Genomic DNA, 25,541 nt, shown 5'->3' on the forward strand with positions numbered 1-25,541 from the left:
TTATTTATTTAGATGGTTGCCTTAAATGTAGATTGCAGAGAATGTTTTGGAGTCATACTAAAGTACCAAAATCATTTAAACAGAGAGAATTTGAAGGTCTTTTGCCTTTTGAATGGCCTGTGTTCGGCGCTTGGCATCCAATTTCACCAAAAGATTGGACACATGTGTCTTTATGGTACTTTCCGAAAGAAATAGCTTGTCGGCAATTTCCTTGTTTGACATACCTTCAGAAATATGGAGAAGCACTTCATATTCTCTATTGCTAATGCCCAAATCACTGATTTTTTTTGCGTCAATTATTGACGAGGCAGCTGTTTTTTGAGTCAATGATTTTTTGTTCATGTAGACTCCGATGATAAAAAAGAGAACTGCAACAATGGCGATGGCAATTTCTATGGACATGTCCCCGGAAACATATGCGTATTTGCCCAATTGAAAGAGTACGAGCAAAGCAATAATCAGGGCAGAAAAAACAAAAATGGTCTTTTTCACCCACTAAATTTAGCAAAATCTATCCTGGATTTTATCCACAATGGTTTGAGCCAACTTTTCTTTGCTTTCTACCGTCCAACCCGCAACATGCGGGGTAAGAAGCACATTCTTGGCTTTTCGAAGATATTTGAAGGCTTTCGGCTTTTTGCCGAACATGTTTTCGAAAGACTTTTTTTCGTATTCGAGCACATCCAATCCAGCTCCCAAAATTGTTTGGGCTTTAAGCGCCTTGACCAAGTCTTTGGTTACCACACATGTTCCCCGAGCTGTATTCAAAAGCCAAAAAGGTTTATGAAACTTTTCAATAAATTCGGAGTTGACCATTCCAATCGTCAATTCTGTTTGCGGAACATGTAAACTGACCACATCAGATTTTTGCTTTAATTCCATGATTCCCACTTGCCGGGCATTTTCATCACCAACGCCACCAACAATATCATAACAGATTACTTCTACATCAAAGCCACGGAGCTTTTTGGCAAAAGCCTTCCCCATGTTCCCATAACCGATAATGCCCACTGTTTTTCCATCCAATTCCACCCCTCGGTTACCTTCGCGGTCCCATTTCCCTTTTTTAACCTCTCTGTTGGCCTTAGTTATTTTGTTCATTAGAGCGAGTAACATGCCCAACGTATGTTCCCCAACAGCATTTCGGTTTCCCTCTGGGGCCGAAGCCAAAAATATGTCTTTATGCTTTGCGTAATCAGTGTCAATATTTTCCAATCCGGCACCGACCCTACCAATAAATTTCAGATTGGTGGCTTTGTCCAAAAACTGTTGATCCAAGGTAAATCGGCTGCGGATTATTAAGCCGTCATATTGGTGAATCTTTTTTTCCACTTCTTCTTTGGAAGATTCATAATCCTCGTCATTTTCAAATCCCAATAGGGATAGTTGTTCCAAGAGTAATGGGTGGTTGGTGTCGAGGTGGAGAACTTTCATGGGGCCAAATATACAATTCCTTAAATTTTGGGATACTCGGTTTGTGTCTTTTCATGCTGAACTGCTCCAGTATGAGCCGTGCTCAGTTTTTCGAAAAGTAACACCTGTACTTCTTCACCATTTTTTGTCATGGGATTATGCTCCACGCCTTTCGGAACCACAATGATTTCTCCTTCATTGACAACTTCGACCCCATCTCTAAATTGCATATAGAGGGTTCCTTTTACTACCTGGAAAAGCTCATCCTCATGCTCATGGGCATGCCAAACAAATTCGCCCTGCAATTTTGCCAAAAGCACTTGCATATCATCTACTATGGCAATTTGATGTGGGTGCCATTGTTTGGTAAATTCGGCATGTTTTTGTTTTATATTGATGGGTTTCATCAGAAGAAAAATTAAATTCCTAAAATAATCTTGGCAATCCAGAAGTAGATCAAAATTCCAAAAATATCATTGCTAGTAGTTATAAACGGACCTGTGGCTATTGCCGGATCAATTCCCCTTCTATCCAAAAACAGCGGAATAAATGTACCAATAAATCCAGCTACTAGAATAACGGCCACCAAGGAAATGGATATGGCCAGAGCGGTCAAAAAATCCCCTTTCCAGATCCAGGTAAAGACCAAAAGCAGGGCGGACAAGATAAGTCCGTTCAACAAGGAAAGTAACATTTCTTTGATCAACCGATTGCTGATACTGCCTTTTAAATCATCGTTGGCGAGGCCCTGTACAATTATTGCACTGGATTGCACTCCAACATTACCGGCCATGGCGGCAATTAAAGGGGTAAAGAAAAATAAAATTGCATGTTTGGCAATCATTTCTTCAAACCCACCCATTATGGCAGCGGCGCCCAAACCTCCAAACAATCCCAAAATCAACCAGGGAAGCCGGGCCCGGGTCAATTCCCAAATGCTATCATCGGCCTCTACATCTTGAGAAATACCTGCGGCCAATTGGTAATCCTTGTCTGCTTCCTCTTTAATAACATCCACAATATCATCAATGGTAATTCTCCCAACTAACCTGCCTATTTCGTCTACTACAGGAATGGCCTCCAAGTCATATTTGGACATAATTTTGGCAACCTCTTCCGATTTTTCATTCACATTTACGGAGTCGACCTTGGGGATATACACATCTTTGATGTGTGTTTTTGTGGATGTGGTCAAGAGGTCTTTTAAAGAAAGCCTTCCCTTAAGTTTATCTTCATCATCCACCACATAAATAGAATGTACCCTGGTCACGTTCTCAGCCTGTGTCCGCATTTCTTTTACGCATGTAAGGACATTCCAGTTCTCCTTTACTTTTACCAATTCCTTGGCCATAAGTCCACCTGCGGAATCCTCATCATAACGCAATAGATCTACAATATCTTTTGCATGTTCTTTATCCTCAATTTCGGAAATGACCTCTTGGACAATTTCTTTGGGAAGTTCGTTGACGATATCCGCAGCATCATCGGTATCCAGTTCCTCGAGCTCACCGGCTATTTCTTTCACCGAAAGATTGTTGAGTACCGCTTCGCGGATATCTTCGTCCATTTCGGCGAGGATATCTGATGTTTTTTCGCTATCGAGCAGTTTAATAAGATAGGTGGCCTCCTCCACTGTGAGTTCATCGGCTATCTCTGCGATGTCAGCATAGTGAAATTCCTTCATCATTGCCCGAAGGTCACCGTTTTTGTTTTCGGTGATCATCTGTTTGATGTCGGCAACAAGCTCGTCTGTGAGTTTAAACGGGGTCATCGGCTATCTTTTGCGTCAGCCCAATAAAGTCAGCTACGCTTAGCTGTTCTGGACGACGGTCAAAGATAGTATCTTCTTTTAGATTTTGGGAAAGGTTGAATGTTTTAAGACTGTTGCGAATGGTCTTTCGTCTTTGATTGAAGGCCAGTTTAACCACTTTAAAGAATAAATGTTCATCACAAGGAAGGGTTATATTATCCTTTCGAATCAAACGCAAAACTCCGGAATGGACTTTAGGTGGAGGGTTAAAAACATCAGGAGGGACGGTGAACAAATATTCCGCATAATAAAACGCTTGAACAAGAACCGAAAGGATCCCGTAGGTTTTGTTCCCGGGTTTTTCACAAATCCGTTGGGCAACCTCTTTCTGAAACATTCCAGAAAACTCTGGAACCTGTTGTCGCATTTCCAGCATTTTAAAAACAATCTGGGTAGAGATGTTATAAGGAAAGTTTCCTGTAATTGCAAATGACTCATTTCCAAATAGTTGTTTTAAATCATACTTTAGGAAATCGCCCTCTATTACTTTTAAGCTGTTGTTGCGTTCCAAAATTGCCGGATGTTCCAATCTAAAGCTGTGATTCAAATAGATTATGGATTCCGAATCCAAATCCATTGCAACCAAATCCAAATCCCTTTGCAGAAGATATTTGGTCAAGACCCCCATACCGGGGCCAATTTCTATGACATTGGAATAACCATCCAGGGATAAGGTTTCCGCTATTTTTTTGGCTATGGATTCATCCTTTAAAAAGTGCTGCCCTAAATGTTTTTTCGCTTTGACCTCGCTTTCGAAGTTCCGGTTATTAGATTTTTGCGTTTGGTGATGGGCAAACTTCTTTTTCTTTTTTTTGGACACGCGACTCTTTTTTGCAAGTTAGTGTGAATTTTCAACATAAACCCAGGCTGAAATGCCCGAAGTCAACCTCATTTTTACCCGTTTGTAGGCATTGGTTTCGTAAATATCGGCCTTGCTCAATTCTTCCAAAGAAACTTCATATGCCTTCCCTTCCACTTTATCTTCGGGCTTATTGGTTTGTACTACAATTGCATAACGACCGTAAACGGCATTTTCAAAACGTTTGAAACCAGGAAGTGAATCCGGTTGACCTTCAAGACTCCGTTGAAAAATATAGTGCTGTACTTGATTGTCTTGAAGGGTGCCGTAGGTGAAAAGATATTCCAAAGTGCTATGGAATTTGTTGGCTTACAACTTCAAGTTCGGTTCTGAATGCTACAAATTTATCTGCAAACAGTTTAAGCGCATCACCACGAAGCCGTTCTGCATCTTCTTTATAGTATGCTTCCAGGGTTGCACGATCTTTTGTGGTGTACTGTACCGAATATGTAATGCCCCCCAAGTCTTCTTCAACCAAAACTTTTGTCATTTTTGCATGGGAAAATTTTCCTGTGGCCAACATATCGGGAACGTGTTTGTCCTTCATCCATGACAGCCATTCGCTGTGTACACTTTCATCGATATTAATGGTAACATTGTAAATCAGCATTGTCCTTTGTTTGATGGTTCAAAGTAACAAAGAATTAGTTGATTGCATCGCCCCTGAGCCGCCTAAAATGCTTGCGGGCCTTTGGAAAGTAATAGCTGTCTTGATAATCATAAATAATTTTCTCGTAGTGTGCCCTTGCTTTTTCGGTCTCACTCAATTGGTTTCTATATAATTCACCCAAAGCAAAATGGGCATCATCTGCAAGAATCCCGTCGGCATAAAACTCCACGATCTTTTTATAGTTGAACTCGGCATCGGAATACGATTTTTTTTCCTCTAAAAGCTGCGCTTGTCTTAAAAGAGCTTCGTCCTCGATTTTTTCGCCTTTATGGTTCTGTAAAATATCTTCCAAGACCTCAATGGCCTGTTCTTTTTTGTTTTGATAGGCCAACAAATCGGCACGAGCGTATTTTTTAAGTGCGGTTTGGGTCGAATCTTCCAGCGAATTATCTGAAATCAAAAGACTTAATTGCATGGCATCGTTGGCAATCAATTGCGAGGTTGATCCACGGAGCACTTTCAATTGTGTAAGCGCCCAATCGAAATCGCCTTTGTAAAAACTGGTCTGTGCTACTTTATAACGGGCATCTTGACCCAGGACATCATTTTTTAAGCTTTTCTGTACTTGGGTAAAATAAATCAATGCCTGGTTGAATTTTTGGTCGAACACCAAAATATCACCAAGGGCCAATTTAACATAGGCAATGCCCATGCGGCTTAGAGGAAGTCGAAGACTTTCCTTTAACATGGCAATAGCTGGGGCAGCGCTTTCTTTTTTAAAGGTTAGAAAATTGGCATACGCTATTTGCAATTGAAGGGTCCTGCTCTGATTTCCGTATTGTAAAACAAGTTCCTCGAACTTCTTTTCCACTGCATCCAAGGTTTTTCTGTTGGAATCCACAAGTTGAATATCTATGAGATGAAGTTCGGCATTCAGTTTGGCCACTGGGTCGTTGCTGTTTTCTACAATAAATTCAAAAATTGAGTTTGCCGAGACATAGTCTTTGTCTTCCAAAGCAATCTGCCCTAGGCTGTTGACTCTGTCCATTGAACTGCCGTCGGTACGTTTGTAGATCGCTTTTTCCTGTCCAAAAGCGCTTTTATATTGTTTTTGTTGAATAAAAAGCCAACTCAATAGTTCATTCCAAAGCACATCTGGATTTTGTTGTGCATTTTTCAACAGTACTTTTCTAAGCAGTATGTTATTCTCATTGGAGGGTTCTTCAGAAATAAAATCATCGATGTTTCTTAAAACATTGGATCGAGAGGTTCTGCCTTCGGCTATAAGGTTTAGATAGGATTGATACATTTTTGTGATGTCGCCTTGTTCCCCATAGATTCGAGCTAGCTGAAAATCGTAGTTCAAATCGGGTTTTAAGGCCATTGCTCGGGTGTATGCTTCTATGGCATAATCCAGAAGAGCGTATTTTTGAAAGCGATATCCCACACTATAGCCATAATTGGGATTTTCATCAATTTTTTGAACTGCCTTTTCGTAGTATGCGATGGATTGTTCGGATTGGTTTTGCAACGTATAGTTATAGCCCAACTCAATAAAAAATGTTGGAAATGCATAGGTGTCCTCAATTTTTTTCAACAAAAAATTCTCCGCATCCGAATATCGTTCCAGTTGTTGGTAGCAGGCCACCAATCCTTCGGAATAATCTGTACGCCTTGGATTCTTTTGCGCCAGCTTTTCATAGAAAACCACTGCTTTTTCGTAATCCCCGTCATTGAAATACTGTTTGGCCAGGAAATCTTCTTGGGCATATGAAAAAGTCTGGAGTACGAAGTACACAATAAGAAATAGCAGGTATCGCAATGCGTTGTTTTAGTTCAAATATAACGTAGAAACCTACTATATTCTGTTAAGTGAATCCAAATAAAAAGATTAAAAGGGACTTACTTGATCACATCAAACCCACAATAAGGAACCAAAACTTCCGGAATTTTAATGCCATCTGGTGTCTGATAATTTTCCAAAATTCCGGCAAGTACCCTGGGTAGTGCCAAAGCACTTCCATTGAGTGTATGGGCCAATTGACTTTTGCCATTTTCATCTTTAAAACGAAGTTTTAGGCGATTGGCTTGGAAGGTCTCAAAATTGGAAACTGAACTTATTTCGAGCCATCTGTCCTGAGCTGTCGAAAACACTTCAAAATCGAAGGTAAGGGCAGCAGTGAAGCCTAAATCTCCTCCACAAAGACGTAAGATTCGATAAGGTAACTTTAATTCTTCCAATATGTTTTTTACATGTTCTACCATTTCGTCCAAAGCTTGGTAAGAATTGTTGGGGTGTTCTATACGAACCACTTCTACCTTATCAAACTGATGTAGGCGATTTAATCCACGAACATGGGCGCCATAACTTCCTGCTTCTCTTCTAAAACAAGGCGTATATCCGGTGTATTTGATGGGGAAATCTTCCCGAGCAACCATATCACCCCTATGCAAATTGGTAATGGGAACCTCAGCCGTCGGAATCAGGTATAGATCATCAGCTTGCACATGGTACATTTGACCTTCTTTGTCCGGCAATTGTCCGGTTCCGTACCCTGAAGCTTCGTTGACCATAAGAGGAGGTTGTACTTCCAAGTATCCGGCATCGGTATTTTTATCCAGAAAATAGGAGATTAAAGCGCGCTGCAAACGCGCACCTTTGCCCTTGTAAACAGGAAAGCCAGCACCTGTTACCTTAACTCCGAGTTCAAAGTCGATGATATCATACTTTTTGGCCAATTCCCAGTGGGGCAAGGCATTCTCTGAAAGAGCAGGAATCTCGCCATGACGAAAAATTTCTTCGTTGTCCTCATCAGAATTTCCAGCGGGAACAGATTTGTGAGGTATATTGGGGACCTGATATAATTGTTCTTGTAAAGCTTCGGCGGTTGCGTTGAGCTCTTCACCCAATTGTTTGGAGGCATCTTTTAGACCAGCAGTTTGAGCTTTAAGAGCATTGGCTTCTTGTGCTTTTCCAGATTTGAAAAGCATACCTATTTCCTTGGAAAGTTTGTTGGATTCGGCCAAAGTGCCATCCAGTTCGGTTTGAAGGGAACGTCTTTTTTCATCTAAATCCAGAATGGCTGACAAAATAGGTTCGGCATCAATGTTCCTCTTTTTAAGAGCGATAATGATACGTTCCTTATTTTCCCTAATTGTATGTAACTGAAGCATGGCCTTGTTTTGAGCCGCAAATTTAAGTCAATCTGAATAGTTGCCCAACTATTATTCTTTTTGCGAAGGTCTAATCCATTCGTTGTGTGAGAAATGTTTCCAGGGAACATTTGCCAAATCCACTTTAGGGTCCACAAACTCTTGGTATTTTCGATTGTTCACTTTGGCTTGCCCATATGCAAAAACTTGAATGTCCTCTCCCTTTTCAGCATATTCCTTTTTTAAGTGCTGGGCAAATTGCCATACAAAATCAGGATATGTGGCGACTTTGCGTCTCTGTTTTTTGGTCAGGTATTCATCCAAATCAACATATTGTCCTTTATTGGTCTGTTTGTTAACGACCTTGAATCGGATGTTTCCTGAACGGCTTCGAAGCATCATTCTCCAACTCATGCGGTGTCCTTCCTCAGTCCAAAGTACATCGTCCTTAAAAGTATGGTGCCTTAGTGGTAAGAGAACTTGCACGATAAAATAAAGGCAAAGTGCACTTGCGATCCATTTTCCATTTTTGGGATAGTCCAATGCATTTTCAATGGTAATGGTTTTAGGTTTCAAAAAGATATTTCGTATGGTCTGCGGAGGAAAGAAAAACACAATAAAGGCCAAGGACAAATAGGGGAAAATCCCGATTTGGAAAACAATGCTATTGAAAAGATGGAAAAATATGGAGAAAGCAAAAGCTATTTTTCGTGTTGGTTTCCAAAGTAAGGCGGGGACAATGAGCAGGTCGAAAAGAATTCCGAATACCCCAACTATTTTATGCACCCATTTTTGTTGAAGGAATTCACCGATAATATAATAATCACTTTTTGACTTCATCAAGATTTCGATGATGCTGAAATCCAACCAATCCTCATACAATTTGGCCACCGAAGCATAGGTGTATACTATAAAAAGCTGTAGAATGATGGTCCATCTTACCCAATTGGGCATCGCATATGCTCTTACAGAAGGATTTAGCTTGGCGTCTATGGAAAAATCCCGGCCAGCGGGAAAAAATGCCATGATGTACGCCAAAAGCATTAATAAATAGTAGTGATTGTTGTATGACGTTTTTTGCATTAAATAAACTGCCGTCCACATAAATGCAAAGGCAAAGGCGCTGTATCGATATTTGTATCCTACGGTAATCAGAAGTCCCAAGGTGCCCATTATGGCAAAATAGATGTACATGCCATTTCCTGGTAATGGCTGTAACCACTCAAAACCAATAAAAGTAAATGTGAATTTAGGTTCAATCAGGGTTTTTCTGACCCAACCGGTGGCAATGGCCCCATAGCATTCCGCGCTTACCAAAAGCCCATAAAATATTCTGAAAACTATGAGTTGGGCGTTGTCAATTTTCTTAAAAAGAAATTGGTTGAGCATTTTATTTGGAAATTAACAAGAGCGACTGTTTCTTGTCTTGTTTCAGTTGTGCTTGTAGTTCTTTTACAGAATCAAATTTGTGTTCATCACGTATGCGATGTAAAATGTTCACTTGGATTTTTTTGTTGTACAAATCACCTTCAAACTCAAAAAAGTTGACCTCTATGCTTTTTTCGGTACCTGAAACTGTCGGATTGAACCCGATGTTCATCATACCATAATGTTTGTTACCGTTGATTAAACTTCTTACCACATACACACCATTTTTTGGAATGAGTTTATAATCTTCTGCTATATGGAGGTTAGCTGTAGGAAAACCGAATTGTTTGCCCAGACCTTTTCCTTTTTTAATGGTTCCTGTTAGCATATAAGGGTAGGTTAGGTAGCTATTTGCAGTGGCGATGTCCCCATCAAGTAATGCATTTCTAATTTTTGTGGAGCTAACTGACACCTCGTCGATTTCCTGGGCAGGGATTTCCTCTACTTCAAAATCAAGGGTGTTTCCAAATGCAATAAGGTCTTGGATATTGGCGTTGCGGTTACGACCAAATCTGTGGTCATATCCGATAATGATTTTTTTGGTTTTTAAACTGTTTACTAAAATATCCCTAACAAATTCGGTAGCAGAAAGTCGTGAAAAGTCTTTTGTAAAAGGATGAATTATGAGATAATCCAATCCCATGGCATCTAAAATCTGAATTTTTTCATCTAGCGTATTCAACAGCTTGATATCCGTGTCTTTTTGCAAAACCATTCTAGGATGCGGAAAAAAAGTAAGGACTGTAGACTTTAACCCTTCATTTTTGGCATTATTTATGAGGCGTTCCAATATCTTGGCGTGTCCCAAGTGAACACCATCAAAAGTGCCTATGGTCACGGCAGTTTGAAATGAAATATCGGAAAACTGAGAAATGCCTTGTACTGTTACCACGCAATCAAGAAAATAAAAAAGGCTATTTTTGAATTTGACATATGCCCCATTCGTATGAAAGCTAAATTACATCTTGTTTCAACAATAACCATATTTTTTACCTGCTTTTGTACTTACGCGCAACAAGGTTATTGGAAATCCATACCGAAAGAATCTAATTTTAAGAGCGTTTCAGTAAAGGATATGAACAAGAGCGGAGCGATCTTCGCGTTGGATGATCATCTTTTTTCCAAAGAACTTAGATTTACAAAGATGTTAAAAGGAGGAGGGCATACTTTGTACCTTCCTTCAGTTGACGGCAAAATGATTGCTTTTGCCATAAAGGAAACATCGGTACTTCACCCTGAACTTGCAAAGAAATATCCCTATATAAAATCCTTTTCAGGGCAAAGCTTGGATGGAAAATATAGAGTTAAGCTCAGTAGTTCCCATAAAGGCCTGCAAAGTATGATTGTAGATTTGGAAGGTAGTGAAACCACATTCATGGAGCCTTTACTGAATAAAAAGGGAAGCTATGTTATTTATAAGAAAGAGGCGCATGCAAAAATCGCGTTTGAATGTGGCACTGAAAAATTGCACCAAAACCTAGAAAAAAAATTAAACCAAAGTGCCGGAAAAACCATTGTCCCGTTGGTGGGGGACCAAACGCTTCGCAAATTTCGTATAGCGGTTTCAACCACAGGCGAGTATGCTCAATTTCATGGTGGTACCGTGGCAGATGCGCTGGCTGCAATCAATGCAACTTTGACCCGTATCAATGAGGTTTTTGAAACCGATTTAGGGGTAACCTTGGAGTTGGTAGCTAATAATGACCAGGTTATTTTTACAGATGCCACAACCGATCCTTATAATGGAAATTTAAACGCACAGGTGCAAAGTACGTTGACCTCAACAATAGGAGAGGCAAACTATGATGTTGGGCATCTTTTTAATAAGGTCGCATCAGCAGCTCAGAATAATGGGAATGCAGGATTTATTGGTGCTGTTTGTGTGGATAATAGAAAAGGAAGTGCGTTTTCTGCGGCATTTGAACCACAGGGTGATGTTTTTGACCTTGATTTTGTTTCGCATGAATTGGGTCATCAATTTGGCGCCAACCATACTTGGTCATTCGAATCCGAAGGAACAGGCGTTCAGGCTGAACCCGCAAGTGGAACTACGATTATGGGTTATGCGGGAATTGTACCAGGAAATAATGTAGCACTTAATGGGGATGACTATTTTCACTACCATAGCATTGTTCAAATTTCCAATTATTTACAAACCGTTTCATGTGCACAAACAACGGCATTGACCAATACCCCGCCAGTAGTTACACCAATGGGAGATTATGTGATTCCAAAAGGTACGGCATTTGTGCTGGAAGGCTCGGCAACAGATGGTGACGTTGGGGATGTACTTACATATACTTGGGAACAGATAGACGATGGCGTGGTTGTCACAAATAATTTTGGCCCCGATAATCCAAGTGGAGCTAATTTTAGATCGTTGCCACCAACCACTGATCCATCAAGATATTTTCCAAGGCTTTCCAGGATAATTGAAGGAAATCTTATCCAAACAACACCCCAAACAGATGATGCATGGGAAACAGTAACCAATATAGAGCGTAATTTAAAATTTGCCCTCACGGTAAGGGATAATGCTACTGGAGGTGGACAAGTGGTTTCGGACCTTCTTGATGTTCAAGTACTAAAGTCCGCCGGACCTTTTGTTGTGACATCGCAAACTTCAAATGTGGTTTATGAAGGAGGTTCATCCCAGGAGATTACTTGGGATGTGGCCAATACCAATGTGCTGCCAATAAATGCAAAAAATGTCGATATCCTATTGTCTTTGGATGGAGGAAATACCTTTCCCATTACACTTGCTGATGACACCTTAAATGATGGAAGCGAAAATATATTGATCCCTGGTGATGCAACTACCACCGCCCGGATTATGATTAAGGCCAGTGACAATGTTTTCTTTGCTGTCAATACATCAGATTTTACGATTCAAGAATCACCTGTAGTGCTGAATTTTCAAGATTTAACACATCAAGTATGTCAACCAAACAACAGTGTTATTCCATTTGTTTATGAAACTTTTGGTGGATTTGTAGAGACTTCAACCTTTTCGGTCACAGGATTACCTGCTGGGGTCACTGACAGCTTTTCACCCACCACGGCAAGCGCCGATGATACCACTGTGAATTTGACAATTTCCAATACCAATGCCACAACTCCCGGAACATATTCTATTACAGTAACAGCTACTTCAGCGTCCATTACCAAAAATATCCCCTTGACCTTGGTAATCAATGATAGCAATTTTGTTGATGTTGTACTTACATCTCCAACCGATACTGAAGCCAACACATCCATACGTCCTTTATTACAATGGGAGAACAATCCATTGTACTCCAATTATGATATTGAAATAGCCACTGATATTGGCTTTTCAAGTATAGTGGAGTCTGCTTCGGTGCCATTTAATTTTTATCAAACCACAAGCTTGGCTGAAGAAACCGAATACTTTTGGAGGGTGAGACCTAACAACAATTGTGGGATAGGCACGTTTGGAACACCTTTTAGCTTTACCACAAATCAGGTTGATTGTAAAAATTTAAACCCTAGCGGACTTCCGTTGGAAATAATTGCTTTGGGAACACCGACGGTTATATCTTCTGTACAGATTTTTGAGGATTTACAAGTTTCAGATGTCAATGTAAGCATAGAACTTACACATACCTTTTTGGAAGATTTAATTATTGACCTTATTTCACCAGCGGGTACACGGGTCACCTTAATTTCAAATGCCTGCGGTGATGCCAATAATATTAATGCGGTTTTTGATGATTCTGGTGTTGATTTGGTTTGTTCGGGCAATCCAGCTATATCAGGTACTGTTGCTCCTTTGGGGTCATTATCTTCCTTAAATGGGGAAACTACTTTAGGGGAATGGACATTGGAGATTCGGGATACCGCCGCAAACGATGGTGGTTCTTTGGTGGCTTTTTCATTGGAAGTGTGTGCCGAAGGTGCCTTCCGGCCTGATGATGATGAGGATGGTGTTTTTGACGATGGTGATGATCTTTGTTTAGGCACTCCCAAGGGAGTAGAGGTTGATACAAGTGGTTGTCCCGTGAATAGATTTGCCGCGGATAATTTCAATGTTCAGATTCACAGCGAGTCTTGCCGTGACAACAATGATGGTTCTGTAGACATAACTGCGGTGGACACCTCAATTACTTATACTGCGGTTTTGGTAGGTGGAAGCACCAATTTGAATATGGACTTTACCGACACGCATTCCTTTCAAAATTTAAATGCGGGAAGTTACTCACTCTGCATTACGGGTACTGATGGAACTAATGTATATCAAGAAGTTTGTTTTAATGTGGTTATAAATGAACCCGCACTACTTTCCTCATTCGCTAGTGTAGAGGAAAACATGTTGAGCCTTACAATGGATGGAGGCTCATTGTATAATGTTGAATTAAATGGCTTGGTTACCCAAACCACGGAATCGGAGATTCAACTGGAGCTGAAAGAGGGGTTAAATACCCTAAAGGTGTTTACTAATTTACCCTGTCAAGGTGCTTTTGAAGATACTTTCTTTGTTTCGTCAAAACCCATTCTGTACAGAAACCCCGTGGGGGCAGACACTAGAGTATTCCTAAATGGTTTTGTGGGTGATTTGGATATTCAAGTATTCTCCACCAACGGACAATTGGTGATTAGGACCACGAAAAGAGTGGAGGGAAATGAACTTGAAATGGATTTTTCAGGGTTGCATACCGGGATTTATTATATGAAAATCCGAGGTTCGGAAATAAATGAGGAGTTTAAATTGATCAAGGAATGAAGCGGATTTTTCAAAGTTTTGGAATACTTATGATGTTATGGTCTTGTGGAGGCAATGATGATCCGCCACCCGTACCTGAAGGAGCTAATTTGGTCTTTCCAAATCAGAATTCCGAATGCACAACGGGAATTAGTGTAAACGAAACCCTGAGTCAGGTCACGTTTCAGTGGCAAGTCTCAGCCAATACAGATAGCTACACTTTAAATGTGGTCAATCTAGAAACTAATATTCCACAGACTATTTCTACAGCTTCAGCCTCAGCTAGTTTATCCATTGTAAAGGGCGCTCCTTATTCGTGGTCGGTAACTTCTTTAAATTCAAGATCTGATCAGGTAGCTACAAGCGAAACATGGCTGTTCTATAATGCAGGTTCGCAAACGACCTATGCTCCATTCCCCGCCCAATTGGTTGGCCCGGCTTCAGGCTCTACAGTACAAAGAAATATAGATAATGAGGTACTATTGGCATGGCAAGGTGCGGATGTGGAGAACGACATTACGGGGTTCGAAGTTTTCTTTTCCACAGAAGACCCTCCAACAACTTCCATAGGCACAACCGATACCAATACCATGGAATTAAGTGTGGCTGTTGAATCTGGAACAATCTATTATTGGAAGGTTATTACCACCGATGCCGTCGGCAACAATTCAGATTCAGGAGTTTTTGAGTTTAGGGTATTTTAGATTTAGGTTCCGTTGAATTGGTTCATGGTGTTCTTTACACCTGAATAGATAAATGAACGAATAAGGTCTGCTGATTTTTGTAGACGTTCTGGTAGATTTGCGGTTTCATTTTCATTCCATTTACCGAGAACATGGTCCACTTGTCTTCCTTTTGAGAATTCAGCACCAACTCCGAACCTAAAACGATTGTACTTTGAGGTCTGTATAGTATTTTGAATGTCCTTTAAACCGTTATGCCCTCCGTCACTTCCTTTGGTCTTCAGGCGTATTGTTCCGAATGGTAAATTTATATCATCAGTAATGATCAAGACGTTATCCAAAGGAATTTTCTCCTTTTCCATCCAATATTTTACCGCTTTTCCACTTAAGTTCATATAGGTGGATGGTTTGAGGCACAATACACTTTTTCCTTTGTGTTTAAAAGAAGCAATTGCTCCTAATTTTGCACTTTCAAAGGAACACTCTTCCTTTTCTGAAAGAAAATCCAAGATTTTGAACCCAATGTTATGTCTGGTTTCTTCATACTCGGCCCCAATGTTTCCAAGTCCGATGATCAGGAATTTTTTCATACTGTCCGCTTCTTGTAAAATGCTTTGTGGTTTGCCAAAAAGTGCTTTGATAAATTGAAACATTCGAAGGTCTGCATTTGCTCAAAAATACAAAAGCATCCCAAACTTCATGAAATCATAAAGTTGGGATGCTTGTTTTAATTTATAGTACGAAACTATTCAGTCGCTTCAGCGGCCGGAGCTGCTGCATCAGCACCTTCTGCTGTTGCTTCAGTTCCTTCTGCTCCTTCTTCAGTTTCTTCTTCTTCCTCCACGTCATCAACAGATGTTCTAGAGGCCTTAACCTGTACAACAGCTGTACTGTCTGGGTGAAGAATGGTATAGTCATCATTCAAAAGTGTTTCCACCGGAATGGTTCCACCGATTCTCAATTTTGAAATATCGATAGTGATAAAATCAGGCAATAAATCTGGTAAAGCCTTAATGGCCAATTTTCTTTTTCTAAATAACAAACGACCACCGTTTCTTACACCAGGAGAATTTCCTTCCAAACGGATAGGAATATTCATGGTTACAGGCTTGTCGTTGAACAATTGATAAAAATCTATGTGAAGAATTTTATCGGTAACAGGATGGAATTGAATATCCTGTAATACAGCTTTCAGCTTTTGGCCGTCTTCCAACTCAATCACAACAGTGTGTGCGTTAGGAGTGTACACCAAATGTCTGAACGATAGTTCATCAGCTGAAAAGTGCAATGGTTTATCCCCTCCGTAAAGCACGCAAGGGACCTTTCCAGCATTACGTAGGGCTTTGGTCGATGCCTTGCCCACGCTTTCTCTTTGGGATCCTTTGATAGTAATTGACTTCATAACTTCTGTTATATATAAAATTTAATTTGTTCTGTTCATTTTCGAATTGTCAAGCTTGTCAGCCTGAGCGTAGTCGAAGGCTACATTAAAAATTTTGATGAAATGGAAGTATTGTGATGAACCCGGTGCATAACATCTGCAAACAGGTTGGCGCAACCCAATACTTTTATTTTTTCTCGAGTATCCGATATCGGAATAGAATCGGTAACTATGAGCTCGGTTAATTTGGATTCCTCAATTCTTTCATAGGCATTTCCAGATAACAAGCCGTGTGTTGTAATAGCGCGTACACTAATTGCACCCCGCTCCATCATTAGGTCGGCAGCTTTTGTAAGTGTGCCCGCAGTATCGACCATATCATCCACCAAAACCACATTCTTGCCTTTAACCTCACCGATTAATTCCATATGTGATATGACATTGGCTTTTGCTCGCTGCTTATAGCAGATGACCACATCACTTTCTAAGGCTTTGGAATATGCATATGCTCTTTTAGAACCGCCCATATCAGGAGAGGCAATACAAAGATTGTCTAGGTTAAGACTTTTTAAATAAGGTAAAAATAATGTTGAGGCAAAAAGATGATCTACAGGTTTCTCAAAAAAGCCTTGAATTTGATCCGCATGCAAATCCATGGTAATGATTCGAGTTGCGCCGGCGGTTTCCAACATTTTGGCAACCAGTTTGGCAGCAATGGGAACACGTGGTTTATCTTTTCTATCCTGTCTGGCCCAACCAAAATATGGCATAACGGCCGTAATATGTCTTGCGGAAGCTCTTTTGGCAGCGTCCAACATCAACAACATTTCCATTAAATTCTCTGGGCCTGGATTGGTGGATCCGATGATAAAAATTCGAGCTCCACGAATAGATTCCTCAAAAGAAGGCTGAAATTCACCATCGCTATATCTTGAGAATAACACATTGCCCAAGTCGGCACCATAAGATGCTGCTATTTTCTCACCCAAGGCGGTACTTTGGGTACAGGCAAAAATTTTAGGTTCTGGAACTTGATATGGCATGGTAAACTGTTGTCGACTAGCTTATTAAAGTTCTTTTTCACAAAAGAGGTGCAAATTTAAAAATTAATTCGGGTTGCTAAAGTATATTTCAATGTATTTTTGGTGGTAAACAAAATAATTTTTTAGCTTTGCAGTCCCATTTGAAAAAGGGGACTATTTTTTTGCCTTGGTGGCGGAACTGGTAGACGCGCTGGATTCAAAATCCAGTTCTTTCGGGAGTGTGGGTTCGATTCCCACCCAAGGTACTCAAAGAGAAGGCCGAGATTTTAGATCTTGGCTTTTTTGTTTTGGTACAACATAGGTACAACAAACTGAAGCTATTTGAAGATATTCATTTTGAATATACTTGTTTGGGTTACTTTAAAATTTGACGCTTCGCTAATCGGAGAGTTGCTGGTTTTAGTGGATAATGGCATGAATAGCAAGTCTTCGTAGAGATTAACTCTTAAATTTTTTTCAAAACCATCCCACAACAATTGGGATAACTTTTACCAAATACTAAAATACCTTCCCTAAAATCTTAAAATTTCGCCGTTGTTGTTTGTTCATGTGTCATTTCTTTGAGGGTATGCGATTACTACACTTTTCTATGTGCCTTTCGGTACTTCTAGGCTTACTTTTTCTGAGTTCTTGCAACATAAGGCCAAAGGCCAAAGTTTTAGAAAAACCTATTTTCCAAGAAACCAAAAACCCTCCGGAATGGTTAAAACTAAATGTGAATGAAGCTCTTCCCGAGGGGGACTGGGTGACTTGGACTCCAACAGGTAAGTTTAGTACGTCTTCATTGATAAAGGTTCCTAGATACCCTAGAAAATACAGTCCAAAAGAATTGAAAGAAAATCCAGCTTTAAAGGATTTCAAAATTTCCCTCCTGGATACACAGGATACACTTAAACTGACTGGGGTTAGAAATGAACAAATTTCTGCCCAGCTGGCATTCGCATCAAGAAAAGGCGTGTCAGCAATAAAGGTTAAGGTAAACGATTTGATGTCATTGGATGGCGGAATCCTTTGGGAGAAAAATTGTCAGGTAAGAGTTGTGAAGTATTTGCCTGTTGCACGAGCCAGAAGCGAATATGTTTGGTCTCCCATGATGGAGGAGGTTATCGGAGAGGAGGTTAGCGGTAGCATGAACCCGAATGTGGTGGCAGATGCCTTGGTGGAGGGAGGTTTGGAATCGCTCGACCCCTATACAGCCCAGCCTTTCTGGTTTACTTTTTGGATTCCAAAAAAAACAAAACCAGGAATTTACAAAGGGTCAATCTTTTTAGAAGCTGCTGAATTTGGAGAAAGAAAATACCCCCTGCAAATAGAGATAAAGAATGAAATTGTACCAGATTCAGATGAGTATGCTTTTCATTTGGAACTTTGGACAAACCCAAGTGCCATAGCGGAATACTACAAACTAAATTATTGGTCTGAGACCCATTGGGATTATATTGAAAAATACTTGGAAGATTATGCATCCAGAGGCGGAAAAACCATTACGACAACCATAATCCACGAACCTTGGCACAAGCCTTGGCTCGATGATTCCACAAGGTCACAGACAGCTTTTGGCTACAAGAGCATGGTAGCCTGGATTAAGGAAAAGGAAGGAGGTTGGAGGTTTGATTATTCCATTTTTGACAGATACGTAAAACTATCAAGGGAAGTCGGGATTAAAGGAAGTATCAATGCATATTCATTGACTCCTTTTCTTACCAAACAAAAAATACCTTATTGGGACGAAGCCTCTGAATCCCAAAAAGAAATCTACTTGGATGTGGGAGACCCAGATTATGCACCAACATGGGAAGCTTTTCTGACTTCATTTAAGAATCATTTGGTCCAGAAAGGATGGTATGACGAAACTTATTTGGGTTTTGATGAAAAACCAGAAGAAGTACTGAAAACGGTAATGTCAGTTATCAAGAACTCCGCTCCGGAATTTCTGGAAAGAATTGTAGTTGCCGGACATACGGAAGCTTCAAGCTACGCTGATAACTTATCCATCTCGTATATGTTTTTTCCTGGTCAACCCTTGGAAGGAAAAGGCAAGATACCTGTTGATTCAGCCTTGCGGCAACGACAAGCGAGGGGTAAGGCAACCACTTTTTATCTCTGTGCAGAGCCCGCTCACCCTAATACCTTGACTTTTTCCCCTGCCGTTGAGAGCCAATTGATACCCTGGCTTGCGCTAAAATATGGAACAGATGGTTATCTGCGTTGGGCCTACAACAATTGGACCTCTGACCCTTTCAATGCCCCTGTCTTTTTGCATACCCAAGGAGATGATTACTACGTATACCCAGGAGAAAATGGTCCCATTTCAAGTATCCGATGGGAACTGTTGAAAGAGGGAATCGAAGATTATGAACTGTTTCGAACTATTAAGGATAAAGGAACTGCATCCGAAGAAACACTTCAGGAAGCGATTGAGTTCGCTACAAGAAATCAGGATGGGAGGTATAAAAGGACAACTGATATTACTCAAGCACGGGAACTGTTGTTGAAGTCCAATGACACGAGTTTCCTTAAAACGCCTAAAGCTCAGGAAATGGCACATGAAAAATAATTTTCTGGGGATTCTCGTTGCAATTTTTGAGCTTTAAGCTTAACAAAATTATACTACCGTTACTGAGCAAGCGGTTTTTGGACTTCCTTATGTAAATTTATAAAGGGAATAAATTTTTGGAATGAGTGAAGTATAGTTTTAAATCCATATTGGTTTTATTTTTTTTGGTCTTGGTCAGGGCTACATTCTTTGGACAGCACGACCATCGCTTCATAAGTTTAGCAACGGATGATGGGCTATCAAATGGAAATGTCACTGCCATTGTTCAGGACAGTATCGGGTTTGTTTGGATTGGAACAAAAAATGGCTTAAACCGCTACGACGGAAAACACTTTAAAATTTACACCCAACAGAATAGCAGCCTCTCTTCCAACGATATTTCTGATCTACTTATAGATCAATCGGGTAGAATGTGGGTAGGTACCATCGGTGGTGGAATTAGCAGGTATGATTTGGCTTTAGATTCCTTTGTCCGATATACACCTGAAGAAGATATAAATCGTCAAGGTTTAAAATCGAGCATTGTCCATTCCCTATTCCAGGATAGTAATGAACGTGTTTGGGCTTCCACGGATGGCGGCCTAAGCCTTTTTGAGGAGGAATCTCAATCTTTCACCACTTTTATTAATTCAAATGTCAAAGGCGAGATGCTTTCTGAGACCAACAATATCTTGAGTTTTTATGAGGATCCGAAGGGAAGGTTTTGGGTCGGGACCAATGGGGCTGGTTTATATCTTTTTGACCCTGGCACAAAGCGGTTTATGAAATATGGAAGCAACAATTCCGATATTTTCCCAGATTATATTTTGGATATCACCGGTTTTGACCACGATAAATTGTTGTTGGGTACGGCGGGAAATGGTCTTATAGGACTGAATTTAGAAGACGGAGCTCTATTTGATATTTTTAAGGAAAATAAGTTGGACGGACCACAGATTGTCCGCACTTTTAGGAAGGACAATGAATCCAACATCTGGATTGGCACTGATGGTGATGGCCTGTATCAAATGTTACCCAACGGTACAATTAAAGGGCATTATCTTAAAGATAATCAGTTGCCATCTTCCATAGCGAACAATTCTATAAATGCAATTTTCCAAGATAATCAGCAAAATTTATGGTTTGGAACCGCTTGGAGGGGCCTAAGTGTTTGGAAAAAACATTCTGAAAATGTTTTACGCTACTATAGTGATGGTATAGGGTATGATTCTCAACCTGTGCTCTCCATTTATGCGAATGATGAACGTTTGGTCATGGGGCTTGATGGCTCGGGTTTAAGCTTTTTGGATCTGGCTATTGACAATCCTAAAAATGTTGATTCCGAAACAGTAATAGAAGACGGAGCTAGTTTTATTCAGTGTATTTCCCCTTTAAAGGAGAATAGGTATTGGTTAGGGACCTTTACCAATGGACTATTACTATTTGATAAAGACAAGGGTGTTCAGAAACAATATAAGAGGGAAGGTGTTGGCAATTCTCTCCCTTTTGACGACGTCAGGGATATTATAAAACTGCCATCAGGGAACTTATGGATTGCCACTTGGGGAGGTGGGGTAAGTTATTTTGATATTCAGAAACAACACTTCACGAATTATAAGCGCCATTCCGATTCGGTTGGCACTTTGAGTAATGATAATGCCATTGCGTTGCTTGACGATGAAGATTATCTCTGGGTAGCCACACACGGCGGTGGACTGAATAGATTTGACAAAACGAAAAAACAGTTCAGGAGCTACCATCCCACTGAAAATGAAAAAACTTCGTTGCAAAGCAACTATGTTTTCTCCGTTAAAAAGGGAAATGATAATGATTTATGGCTTGGAACTAAAAATGGCCTCTCAAGGTTTGATAAAAAACAAGAGACGTTTACCAACTACACCATTGGCAATAACATAAATTCCAATACTGTTGTCAGCATTGCCATAGATAGCAATGGTTTTTTATGGACAGGCACCAAAAACGGAATATTTAGATTTGATTCAAAAACAGGAAAATCATTTCCAATCCCTGACACCCAATCTGATTTTCATATTAATGCAGTCTATTTGGATAGCCAAGGCAAAGTATTCTTTGGAGGAATCGATGGGGTAACCTCCATAGATACCAAAATGCCTCTTGCACAAGTTTCTGAACCCGCTATTGTTTTCACAGAATTTAAGCTGTTTAATGAAAGTCAGTCGGTATCCAAGGAAGGAGTGCTATCAAGGAATATTGCAATCAGTGATAAGCTTACGCTAAAACCAAATGAAAATGTTTTTACCCTAGGATTGGCCAATCTCCAATTTCCCATTACCATTTCAGAGGGATATGAGGTAAAAATGGAGGGTTTTGAAGAGGAATGGAGGAGTATTGGGGCACAATCTAGCATTACCTACACTAATTTATCACCAGGGACTTATACATTCCGAGCTAGACAGGAAGGCTTTGAAAATAGTTTGGGAAAATCGATACATATTGAAGTATTGCCTCCGTTTTGGCGAACCTGGTGGGCATACATTACCTATGTCGTAGCATTTATGGCTTTGCTATGGCTCTACAGGTATTACACCTTAAAGTGGGTAGAGATAAAAAACAACTTGAAGACGGAAAAACTGAGACGTGAAAAGGAAGATGAGGTCCATAAATTAAAGCAACGGTTCTTTACCAACATATCCCACGAAATCCGTACCCCATTGACCTTGATTATGGGTACTTTGAATGGTCTGGTCAAGACCAATCATAATGCAAAAGAGCAAAAACAGTTAACCGCCGTAAAACATAGTGCAAGTCGCTTGATGACGTTGGTGAACGAATTGTTGAACATTCGAAAATTGGAAACAGGAAATGTGGATTTGCATGTGACGCAGAATAACCTGGTTACCTTTGTCCAAGAGATTTTTGTGGCCTTTTCCCAACAGGCCATTGCCAAGAATATCGACTATGAATTCACGCCCAAAATGAAAGCGCTTGAGGTTTGGTTTGATAAGGTACAGATGGAAAAGACCATTTATAATTTATTGACCAATGCTTTTAAATTCACTCCCGAAGGAGGAGCAATAGAGGTTATTGTCAAAGAGAAAAATGATTTTGGAATAGTAATCGTGAAAGATTCTGGACCAGGGATTCCAAGTGAAAAACTGGCCCATGTTTTCGAACGTTTTTATCAAAATGAAAACGAATTAACACATAATATTGGTTTTGGGATAGGGCTGTCAATAACCAAAGATATTGTTGAACTTCATAATGGTGTCATTACCGCTAAAAATCGAAAAAATAAAGGAAGCTCATTTGAAATTGGATTGCCCTTAGGGGAAGGTCACTTTAGTGACTCCCAAATCGTTAAGGATGCCTTAGATGTTGATCATACAACGCATTATCGAGCTACTGGCACAGGAGAACTTTGGGATACTGATTCCAGCGAAAATGCCACGATTTTAGTGGTTGAGGATAACGACTATCTAAGAAAATTTTTGGTTGAGCTTTTATCAAAAGAGTTTAAACTTTTAGAGGCGGCAAACGGTAAGGTCGGATTGGATTTGGCTAAGGAACACCTTCCTGACTTGGTGCTTTCCGATATTGTGATGCCTGAAAAGGATGGTGTTTCCCTCTGTTATGACTTAAAAACCAATATGTTGACTAGTCATATCCCTGTGGTATTGCTTACTGCCCGTGATATGGTCGAGAGTATTATGGAGGGGTATGACACCGGTGCTGATGATTATTTGGTAAAACCGTTCCATGAGGGGGTATTAAAAACCAGAATACGGAATTTACTCCATGGACGAAAACAGCTTAGGGAGCATTATGTAAATGAGACTTTACTGAATCCGAAGGAAGTAGCTTTTACCTCACCAGACCAGGAATTTTTGTCCAAGCTTCAAGATATTTTGGAAAATAAGCTTAATGAACCAGAATTTCATATAGATAGTTTAGCATCCGAAATGGCCATGAGCCATTCCAGTATGTATAAAAAGCTAAAGGCTCTTACCGGTATGACCTTGGTGGCGTTTATCCGGGATTTTCGATTAAAACGGGCAGCGCAACTCCTGCAGCAACATAAATTCGCCATCGCTGACGTTAGTTTTAAGGTGGGTTATACCGATTCCAAGCATTTTAGTAGAGAATTCAAAAAGAAATTTGGCAAAAACCCTTCCCAATTTGCCAAAGATCATAGCGCTGACTAAAAACTTCAGGGTTCAATTGTTATCGGGTTAAAAAATGCTTCAAAGCCCGATAATTGCCTTTATATAGGCGCTTTACGAAAATACCACCCTTAATTTCCTATTTCCCTAAACCTTCCCAAGTGAATTGGAAAATACTTTAGTTGACCGTAAAACCACTTAACATGGTTGTAATGAAAACTAACTTTAATCAGTACCTAATGCTTAAAAAAACGAGAGCCAGATTGTTGTTTTTTTTAATGGTCACAGGATTGGCTTTTCTTTCTTGTGATGATGATGAAATAACTGAAATTTTGGTAGAACAGATTACTCTGACCGAAACCGACATTAGACTCGGAATTGGAGAAGTCAGAGGATTGGTCTTGAGCCCAACACCTGAAAATGCGAACACTTCAGATGTGACCTGGACCAGTAGCGATTCATCAGTCGCTCAAATTCAATTTAGTGAAAATGGACTTGTGGCCGGAGTCAAGGGAGTGGCACTTGGGTCCACCACACTAACAGCTTCCTCCAGCACTTCAGGAGTTCAATCCCAAACTATTGTTGTCGATGTGATAACAAAGATTCAAGAAATCGCACTGGAGGAAGAAGAAATTGCCGATCCAGCACAAACCAAGTACAACGTCATATTTACTCCTGAAGATGCATCAATCAAGGACATTGTATGGGCATCCAGTGATCCAGGAGTTGCTATAGTGGATTCCAATGGAAATATTACAGCCGTATCAGCCGGGGTAACCATAGTATCAGCTACTGCAGAAGAAGGAGGCCACACCGCTACAGTTGAGGTAATTGTGAGTGGTAACCCACCCGTACTTGGACTTATTTATTGCTCAGCATCGGGAACAGGAAGTTATAACCCTCAAGAGGTTGTTACATCTGGTGGAGGAACTAATATCAACAACACACAAGATCAGCCCGGAAACAATTACAATTATTATGAAGGGGAGAAGTTAACCGTGGCCCCCGGAGGTTCTTTTGACATTTCCATTGTACAATCCAATAATTGGTCTATGACAGTTGTGTGGATCGATTGGAATGGAGATAAAGATTTTTTAGATGATGGAGAACGGGTTCAAGTGTTTGGACTGCAAGCCCAACTCAATGACGGCCCCTTCAATGCTTCAATTGGAGTTCCTGTGGAAGCTGCTCCCGGATTGGTTCGAATGAGAGTGTTGACCGGTGATGCATGGACAACCGATCCAGATGCTGACCCTTGTGGAGAAATTGCAAATAGTACCACCAAGGATTTTGATGTGGAAATTGTAGGTAAGATATATTGTCCTGCTTCTGGAACAGGGGGCTACAATCCCGATTCAGTAAAAACTACTGGCGCAACCACTGATATTGACCATAACAGTGGTCAACCAGGGGGTAACTATGAATTTGTGATCGACCAAACCTTGATGGTAAGCCCAGGAGGGAGTTTCACCTTGGATGTGGTACAATCCAATAACTGGTCCTTGACCGTAGTATGGATTGATTGGAATTCCAACGGAGACTTTTCAGATGCGGGGGAACGTGTACAAGTATTTGGGCAACAAAGTCAATTAAACGACGGGCCATTTAGCGCTACGATTGACGTACCTACTGACGCTTCCATTGAAACGGTACGGATGCGGGTGCTGACAGGAGATGCTTGGACCACGGACCCTGATGCAGACCCTTGCGGTGAGATTGCCAATAGTACTACTAAGGATTTTAACGTGGAGATTCAATAACCA

19 protein-coding genes and 1 tRNA gene are annotated in these 25,541 nt (G+C 40.4%); 6 read left to right on the forward strand and 14 right to left on the reverse strand.

Annotated elements, in window-relative coordinates; all coding sequences use genetic code 11:
* Window positions 1–75: 75 nt before the first annotated feature.
* The 11 genes from ACULLG_RS05065 to ACULLG_RS05115 all read right to left on the reverse strand — a co-directional run bounded on the left by ACULLG_RS05065 (window position 76) and on the right by ACULLG_RS05115 (window position 10,165).
* Window positions 76–492 (reverse strand): response regulator transcription factor, encoded by a 417-nt coding sequence (locus tag ACULLG_RS05065; protein ID WP_452125676.1) that lies wholly within the window; start codon window positions 490–492, stop codon window positions 76–78.
* A gap of 9 nt (window positions 493–501) precedes the next feature.
* Window positions 502–1,434 (reverse strand): 2-hydroxyacid dehydrogenase, encoded by a 933-nt coding sequence (locus ACULLG_RS05070; RefSeq protein WP_452125677.1) that lies wholly within the window; start codon window positions 1,432–1,434, stop codon window positions 502–504.
* 20 nt (window positions 1,435–1,454) lie between these two features.
* Window positions 1,455–1,820, reverse strand: a complete 366-nt coding sequence (locus tag ACULLG_RS05075; protein ID WP_452125678.1) for a cupin domain-containing protein — start codon at window positions 1,818–1,820, stop codon at window positions 1,455–1,457.
* An 11-nt stretch (window positions 1,821–1,831) separates the two neighbouring features.
* Complete coding sequence (gene mgtE / locus ACULLG_RS05080; RefSeq protein WP_452125679.1) at window positions 1,832–3,184, reverse strand: magnesium transporter; 1,353 nt, start codon at window positions 3,182–3,184, stop codon at window positions 1,832–1,834.
* Window positions 3,171–4,043, reverse strand: a complete 873-nt coding sequence (rsmA, locus tag ACULLG_RS05085; protein WP_452125680.1) for a 16S rRNA (adenine(1518)-N(6)/adenine(1519)-N(6))-dimethyltransferase RsmA — start codon at window positions 4,041–4,043, stop codon at window positions 3,171–3,173. The genes mgtE and rsmA overlap by 14 nt, the downstream gene beginning before the upstream one ends.
* Before the next feature lie 18 nt (window positions 4,044–4,061).
* On the reverse strand, window positions 4,062–4,370 hold the full coding sequence (locus ACULLG_RS05090) for a gamma-glutamylcyclotransferase family protein (RefSeq protein ID WP_452125681.1): 309 nt from the start codon (window positions 4,368–4,370) through the stop codon (window positions 4,062–4,064).
* 4 nt (window positions 4,371–4,374) lie between these two features.
* On the reverse strand, window positions 4,375–4,692 hold the full coding sequence (locus tag ACULLG_RS05095) for a DUF4286 family protein (protein ID WP_452125682.1): 318 nt from the start codon (window positions 4,690–4,692) through the stop codon (window positions 4,375–4,377).
* 34 nt (window positions 4,693–4,726) lie between these two features.
* Window positions 4,727–6,514, reverse strand: coding sequence for a tetratricopeptide repeat protein (locus tag ACULLG_RS05100; protein WP_452125683.1), 1,788 nt, complete (start codon window positions 6,512–6,514; stop codon window positions 4,727–4,729).
* Window positions 6,515–6,594: 80 nt separating this feature from the next.
* Entirely contained in the window at window positions 6,595–7,866 is a 1,272-nt protein-coding gene (serS, locus tag ACULLG_RS05105) for a serine--tRNA ligase (protein WP_452125684.1), read from the reverse strand.
* Between the two features lie 51 nt (window positions 7,867–7,917).
* Entirely contained in the window at window positions 7,918–9,234 is a 1,317-nt protein-coding gene (locus ACULLG_RS05110) for an HTTM domain-containing protein (protein WP_452125685.1), read from the reverse strand.
* 1 nt (window position 9,235) lies between these two features.
* Window positions 9,236–10,165 (reverse strand): bifunctional riboflavin kinase/FAD synthetase, encoded by a 930-nt coding sequence (locus ACULLG_RS05115; RefSeq protein WP_452125686.1) that lies wholly within the window; start codon window positions 10,163–10,165, stop codon window positions 9,236–9,238.
* A 183-nt stretch (window positions 10,166–10,348) separates the two neighbouring features.
* On the opposite strand from ACULLG_RS05115, the gene ACULLG_RS05120 reads away from it, so the two are divergent.
* Window positions 10,349–14,014 (forward strand): reprolysin-like metallopeptidase, encoded by a 3,666-nt coding sequence (locus tag ACULLG_RS05120; RefSeq protein WP_452125687.1) that lies wholly within the window; start codon window positions 10,349–10,351, stop codon window positions 14,012–14,014.
* On the forward strand, window positions 14,011–14,697 hold the full coding sequence (locus ACULLG_RS05125) for a hypothetical protein (RefSeq protein WP_452125688.1): 687 nt from the start codon (window positions 14,011–14,013) through the stop codon (window positions 14,695–14,697). Before ACULLG_RS05120 ends, ACULLG_RS05125 begins: the two co-directional genes overlap by 4 nt.
* 2 nt (window positions 14,698–14,699) lie before the next feature.
* Here the strand turns inward: ACULLG_RS05125 and pth are convergent, their stop codons facing one another.
* The 3 genes from pth to ACULLG_RS05140 all read right to left on the reverse strand — a co-directional run bounded on the left by pth (window position 14,700) and on the right by ACULLG_RS05140 (window position 17,100).
* A complete protein-coding gene (gene pth, locus ACULLG_RS05130) occupies window positions 14,700–15,329 on the reverse strand; it encodes an aminoacyl-tRNA hydrolase (RefSeq protein ID WP_452125689.1) in 630 nt (209 codons plus the stop codon).
* Window positions 15,330–15,421: 92 nt separating this feature from the next.
* Window positions 15,422–16,078 carry a 50S ribosomal protein L25/general stress protein Ctc gene (locus ACULLG_RS05135; protein ID WP_452125691.1) on the reverse strand — a complete coding sequence of 219 codons (657 nt, stop codon included), beginning with the start codon at window positions 16,076–16,078 and terminating at the stop codon, window positions 15,422–15,424.
* An 80-nt stretch (window positions 16,079–16,158) separates the two neighbouring features.
* Complete coding sequence (locus ACULLG_RS05140; protein ID WP_452125692.1) at window positions 16,159–17,100, reverse strand: ribose-phosphate pyrophosphokinase; 942 nt, start codon at window positions 17,098–17,100, stop codon at window positions 16,159–16,161.
* 163 nt (window positions 17,101–17,263) lie between these two features.
* Between ACULLG_RS05140 and ACULLG_RS05145 the strand changes: the two genes are divergently transcribed.
* The 4 genes from ACULLG_RS05145 (at window position 17,264) to ACULLG_RS05160 (ending at window position 25,538) form a co-directional block, all read left to right on the forward strand.
* Window positions 17,264–17,345: transfer RNA gene (locus ACULLG_RS05145), tRNA-Leu, on the forward strand.
* Window positions 17,346–17,668: 323 nt separating this feature from the next.
* Window positions 17,669–19,657 carry a glycoside hydrolase domain-containing protein gene (locus ACULLG_RS05150; protein WP_452125693.1) on the forward strand — a complete coding sequence of 663 codons (1,989 nt, stop codon included), beginning with the start codon at window positions 17,669–17,671 and terminating at the stop codon, window positions 19,655–19,657.
* 125 nt (window positions 19,658–19,782) lie between these two features.
* On the forward strand, window positions 19,783–23,820 hold the full coding sequence (locus ACULLG_RS05155) for a hybrid sensor histidine kinase/response regulator transcription factor (RefSeq protein ID WP_452125695.1): 4,038 nt from the start codon (window positions 19,783–19,785) through the stop codon (window positions 23,818–23,820).
* Window positions 23,821–24,017: 197 nt separating this feature from the next.
* Window positions 24,018–25,538: a GEVED domain-containing protein gene (locus ACULLG_RS05160; RefSeq protein ID WP_452125696.1), complete on the forward strand. Its 1,521-nt coding sequence runs from the start codon at window positions 24,018–24,020 to the stop codon at window positions 25,536–25,538.
* Window positions 25,539–25,541: the final 3 nt, after the last annotated feature.

The sequence above is a fragment of the Flagellimonas sp. 2504JD1-5 genome, assembly GCF_053618295.1.

Coding starts and splice junctions, on each gene's coding strand:
- ACULLG_RS05070 (WP_452125677.1), bottom strand. CDS start 1,434: ATGAAAGTTCTCCACCTCGACACCAACCACCCATTACTCTTGGAACAA.
- ACULLG_RS05075 (WP_452125678.1), bottom strand. CDS start 1,820: ATGAAACCCATCAATATAAAACAAAAACATGCCGAATTTACCAAACAA.
- mgtE (WP_452125679.1), bottom strand. CDS start 3,184: ATGACCCCGTTTAAACTCACAGACGAGCTTGTTGCCGACATCAAACAG.
- ACULLG_RS05095 (WP_452125682.1), bottom strand. CDS start 4,692: ATGCTGATTTACAATGTTACCATTAATATCGATGAAAGTGTACACAGC.
- serS (WP_452125684.1), bottom strand. CDS start 7,866: ATGCTTCAGTTACATACAATTAGGGAAAATAAGGAACGTATCATTATC.
- ACULLG_RS05110 (WP_452125685.1), bottom strand. CDS start 9,234: ATGCTCAACCAATTTCTTTTTAAGAAAATTGACAACGCCCAACTCATA.
- ACULLG_RS05120 (WP_452125687.1), top strand. CDS start 10,349: ATGAACAAGAGCGGAGCGATCTTCGCGTTGGATGATCATCTTTTTTCC.
- ACULLG_RS05125 (WP_452125688.1), top strand. CDS start 14,011: ATGAAGCGGATTTTTCAAAGTTTTGGAATACTTATGATGTTATGGTCT.
- pth (WP_452125689.1), bottom strand. CDS start 15,329: ATGTTTCAATTTATCAAAGCACTTTTTGGCAAACCACAAAGCATTTTA.
- ACULLG_RS05135 (WP_452125691.1), bottom strand. CDS start 16,078: ATGAAGTCAATTACTATCAAAGGATCCCAAAGAGAAAGCGTGGGCAAG.
- ACULLG_RS05140 (WP_452125692.1), bottom strand. CDS start 17,100: ATGCCATATCAAGTTCCAGAACCTAAAATTTTTGCCTGTACCCAAAGT.
- ACULLG_RS05150 (WP_452125693.1), top strand. CDS start 17,669: ATGCGATTACTACACTTTTCTATGTGCCTTTCGGTACTTCTAGGCTTA.
- ACULLG_RS05160 (WP_452125696.1), top strand. CDS start 24,018: ATGCTTAAAAAAACGAGAGCCAGATTGTTGTTTTTTTTAATGGTCACA.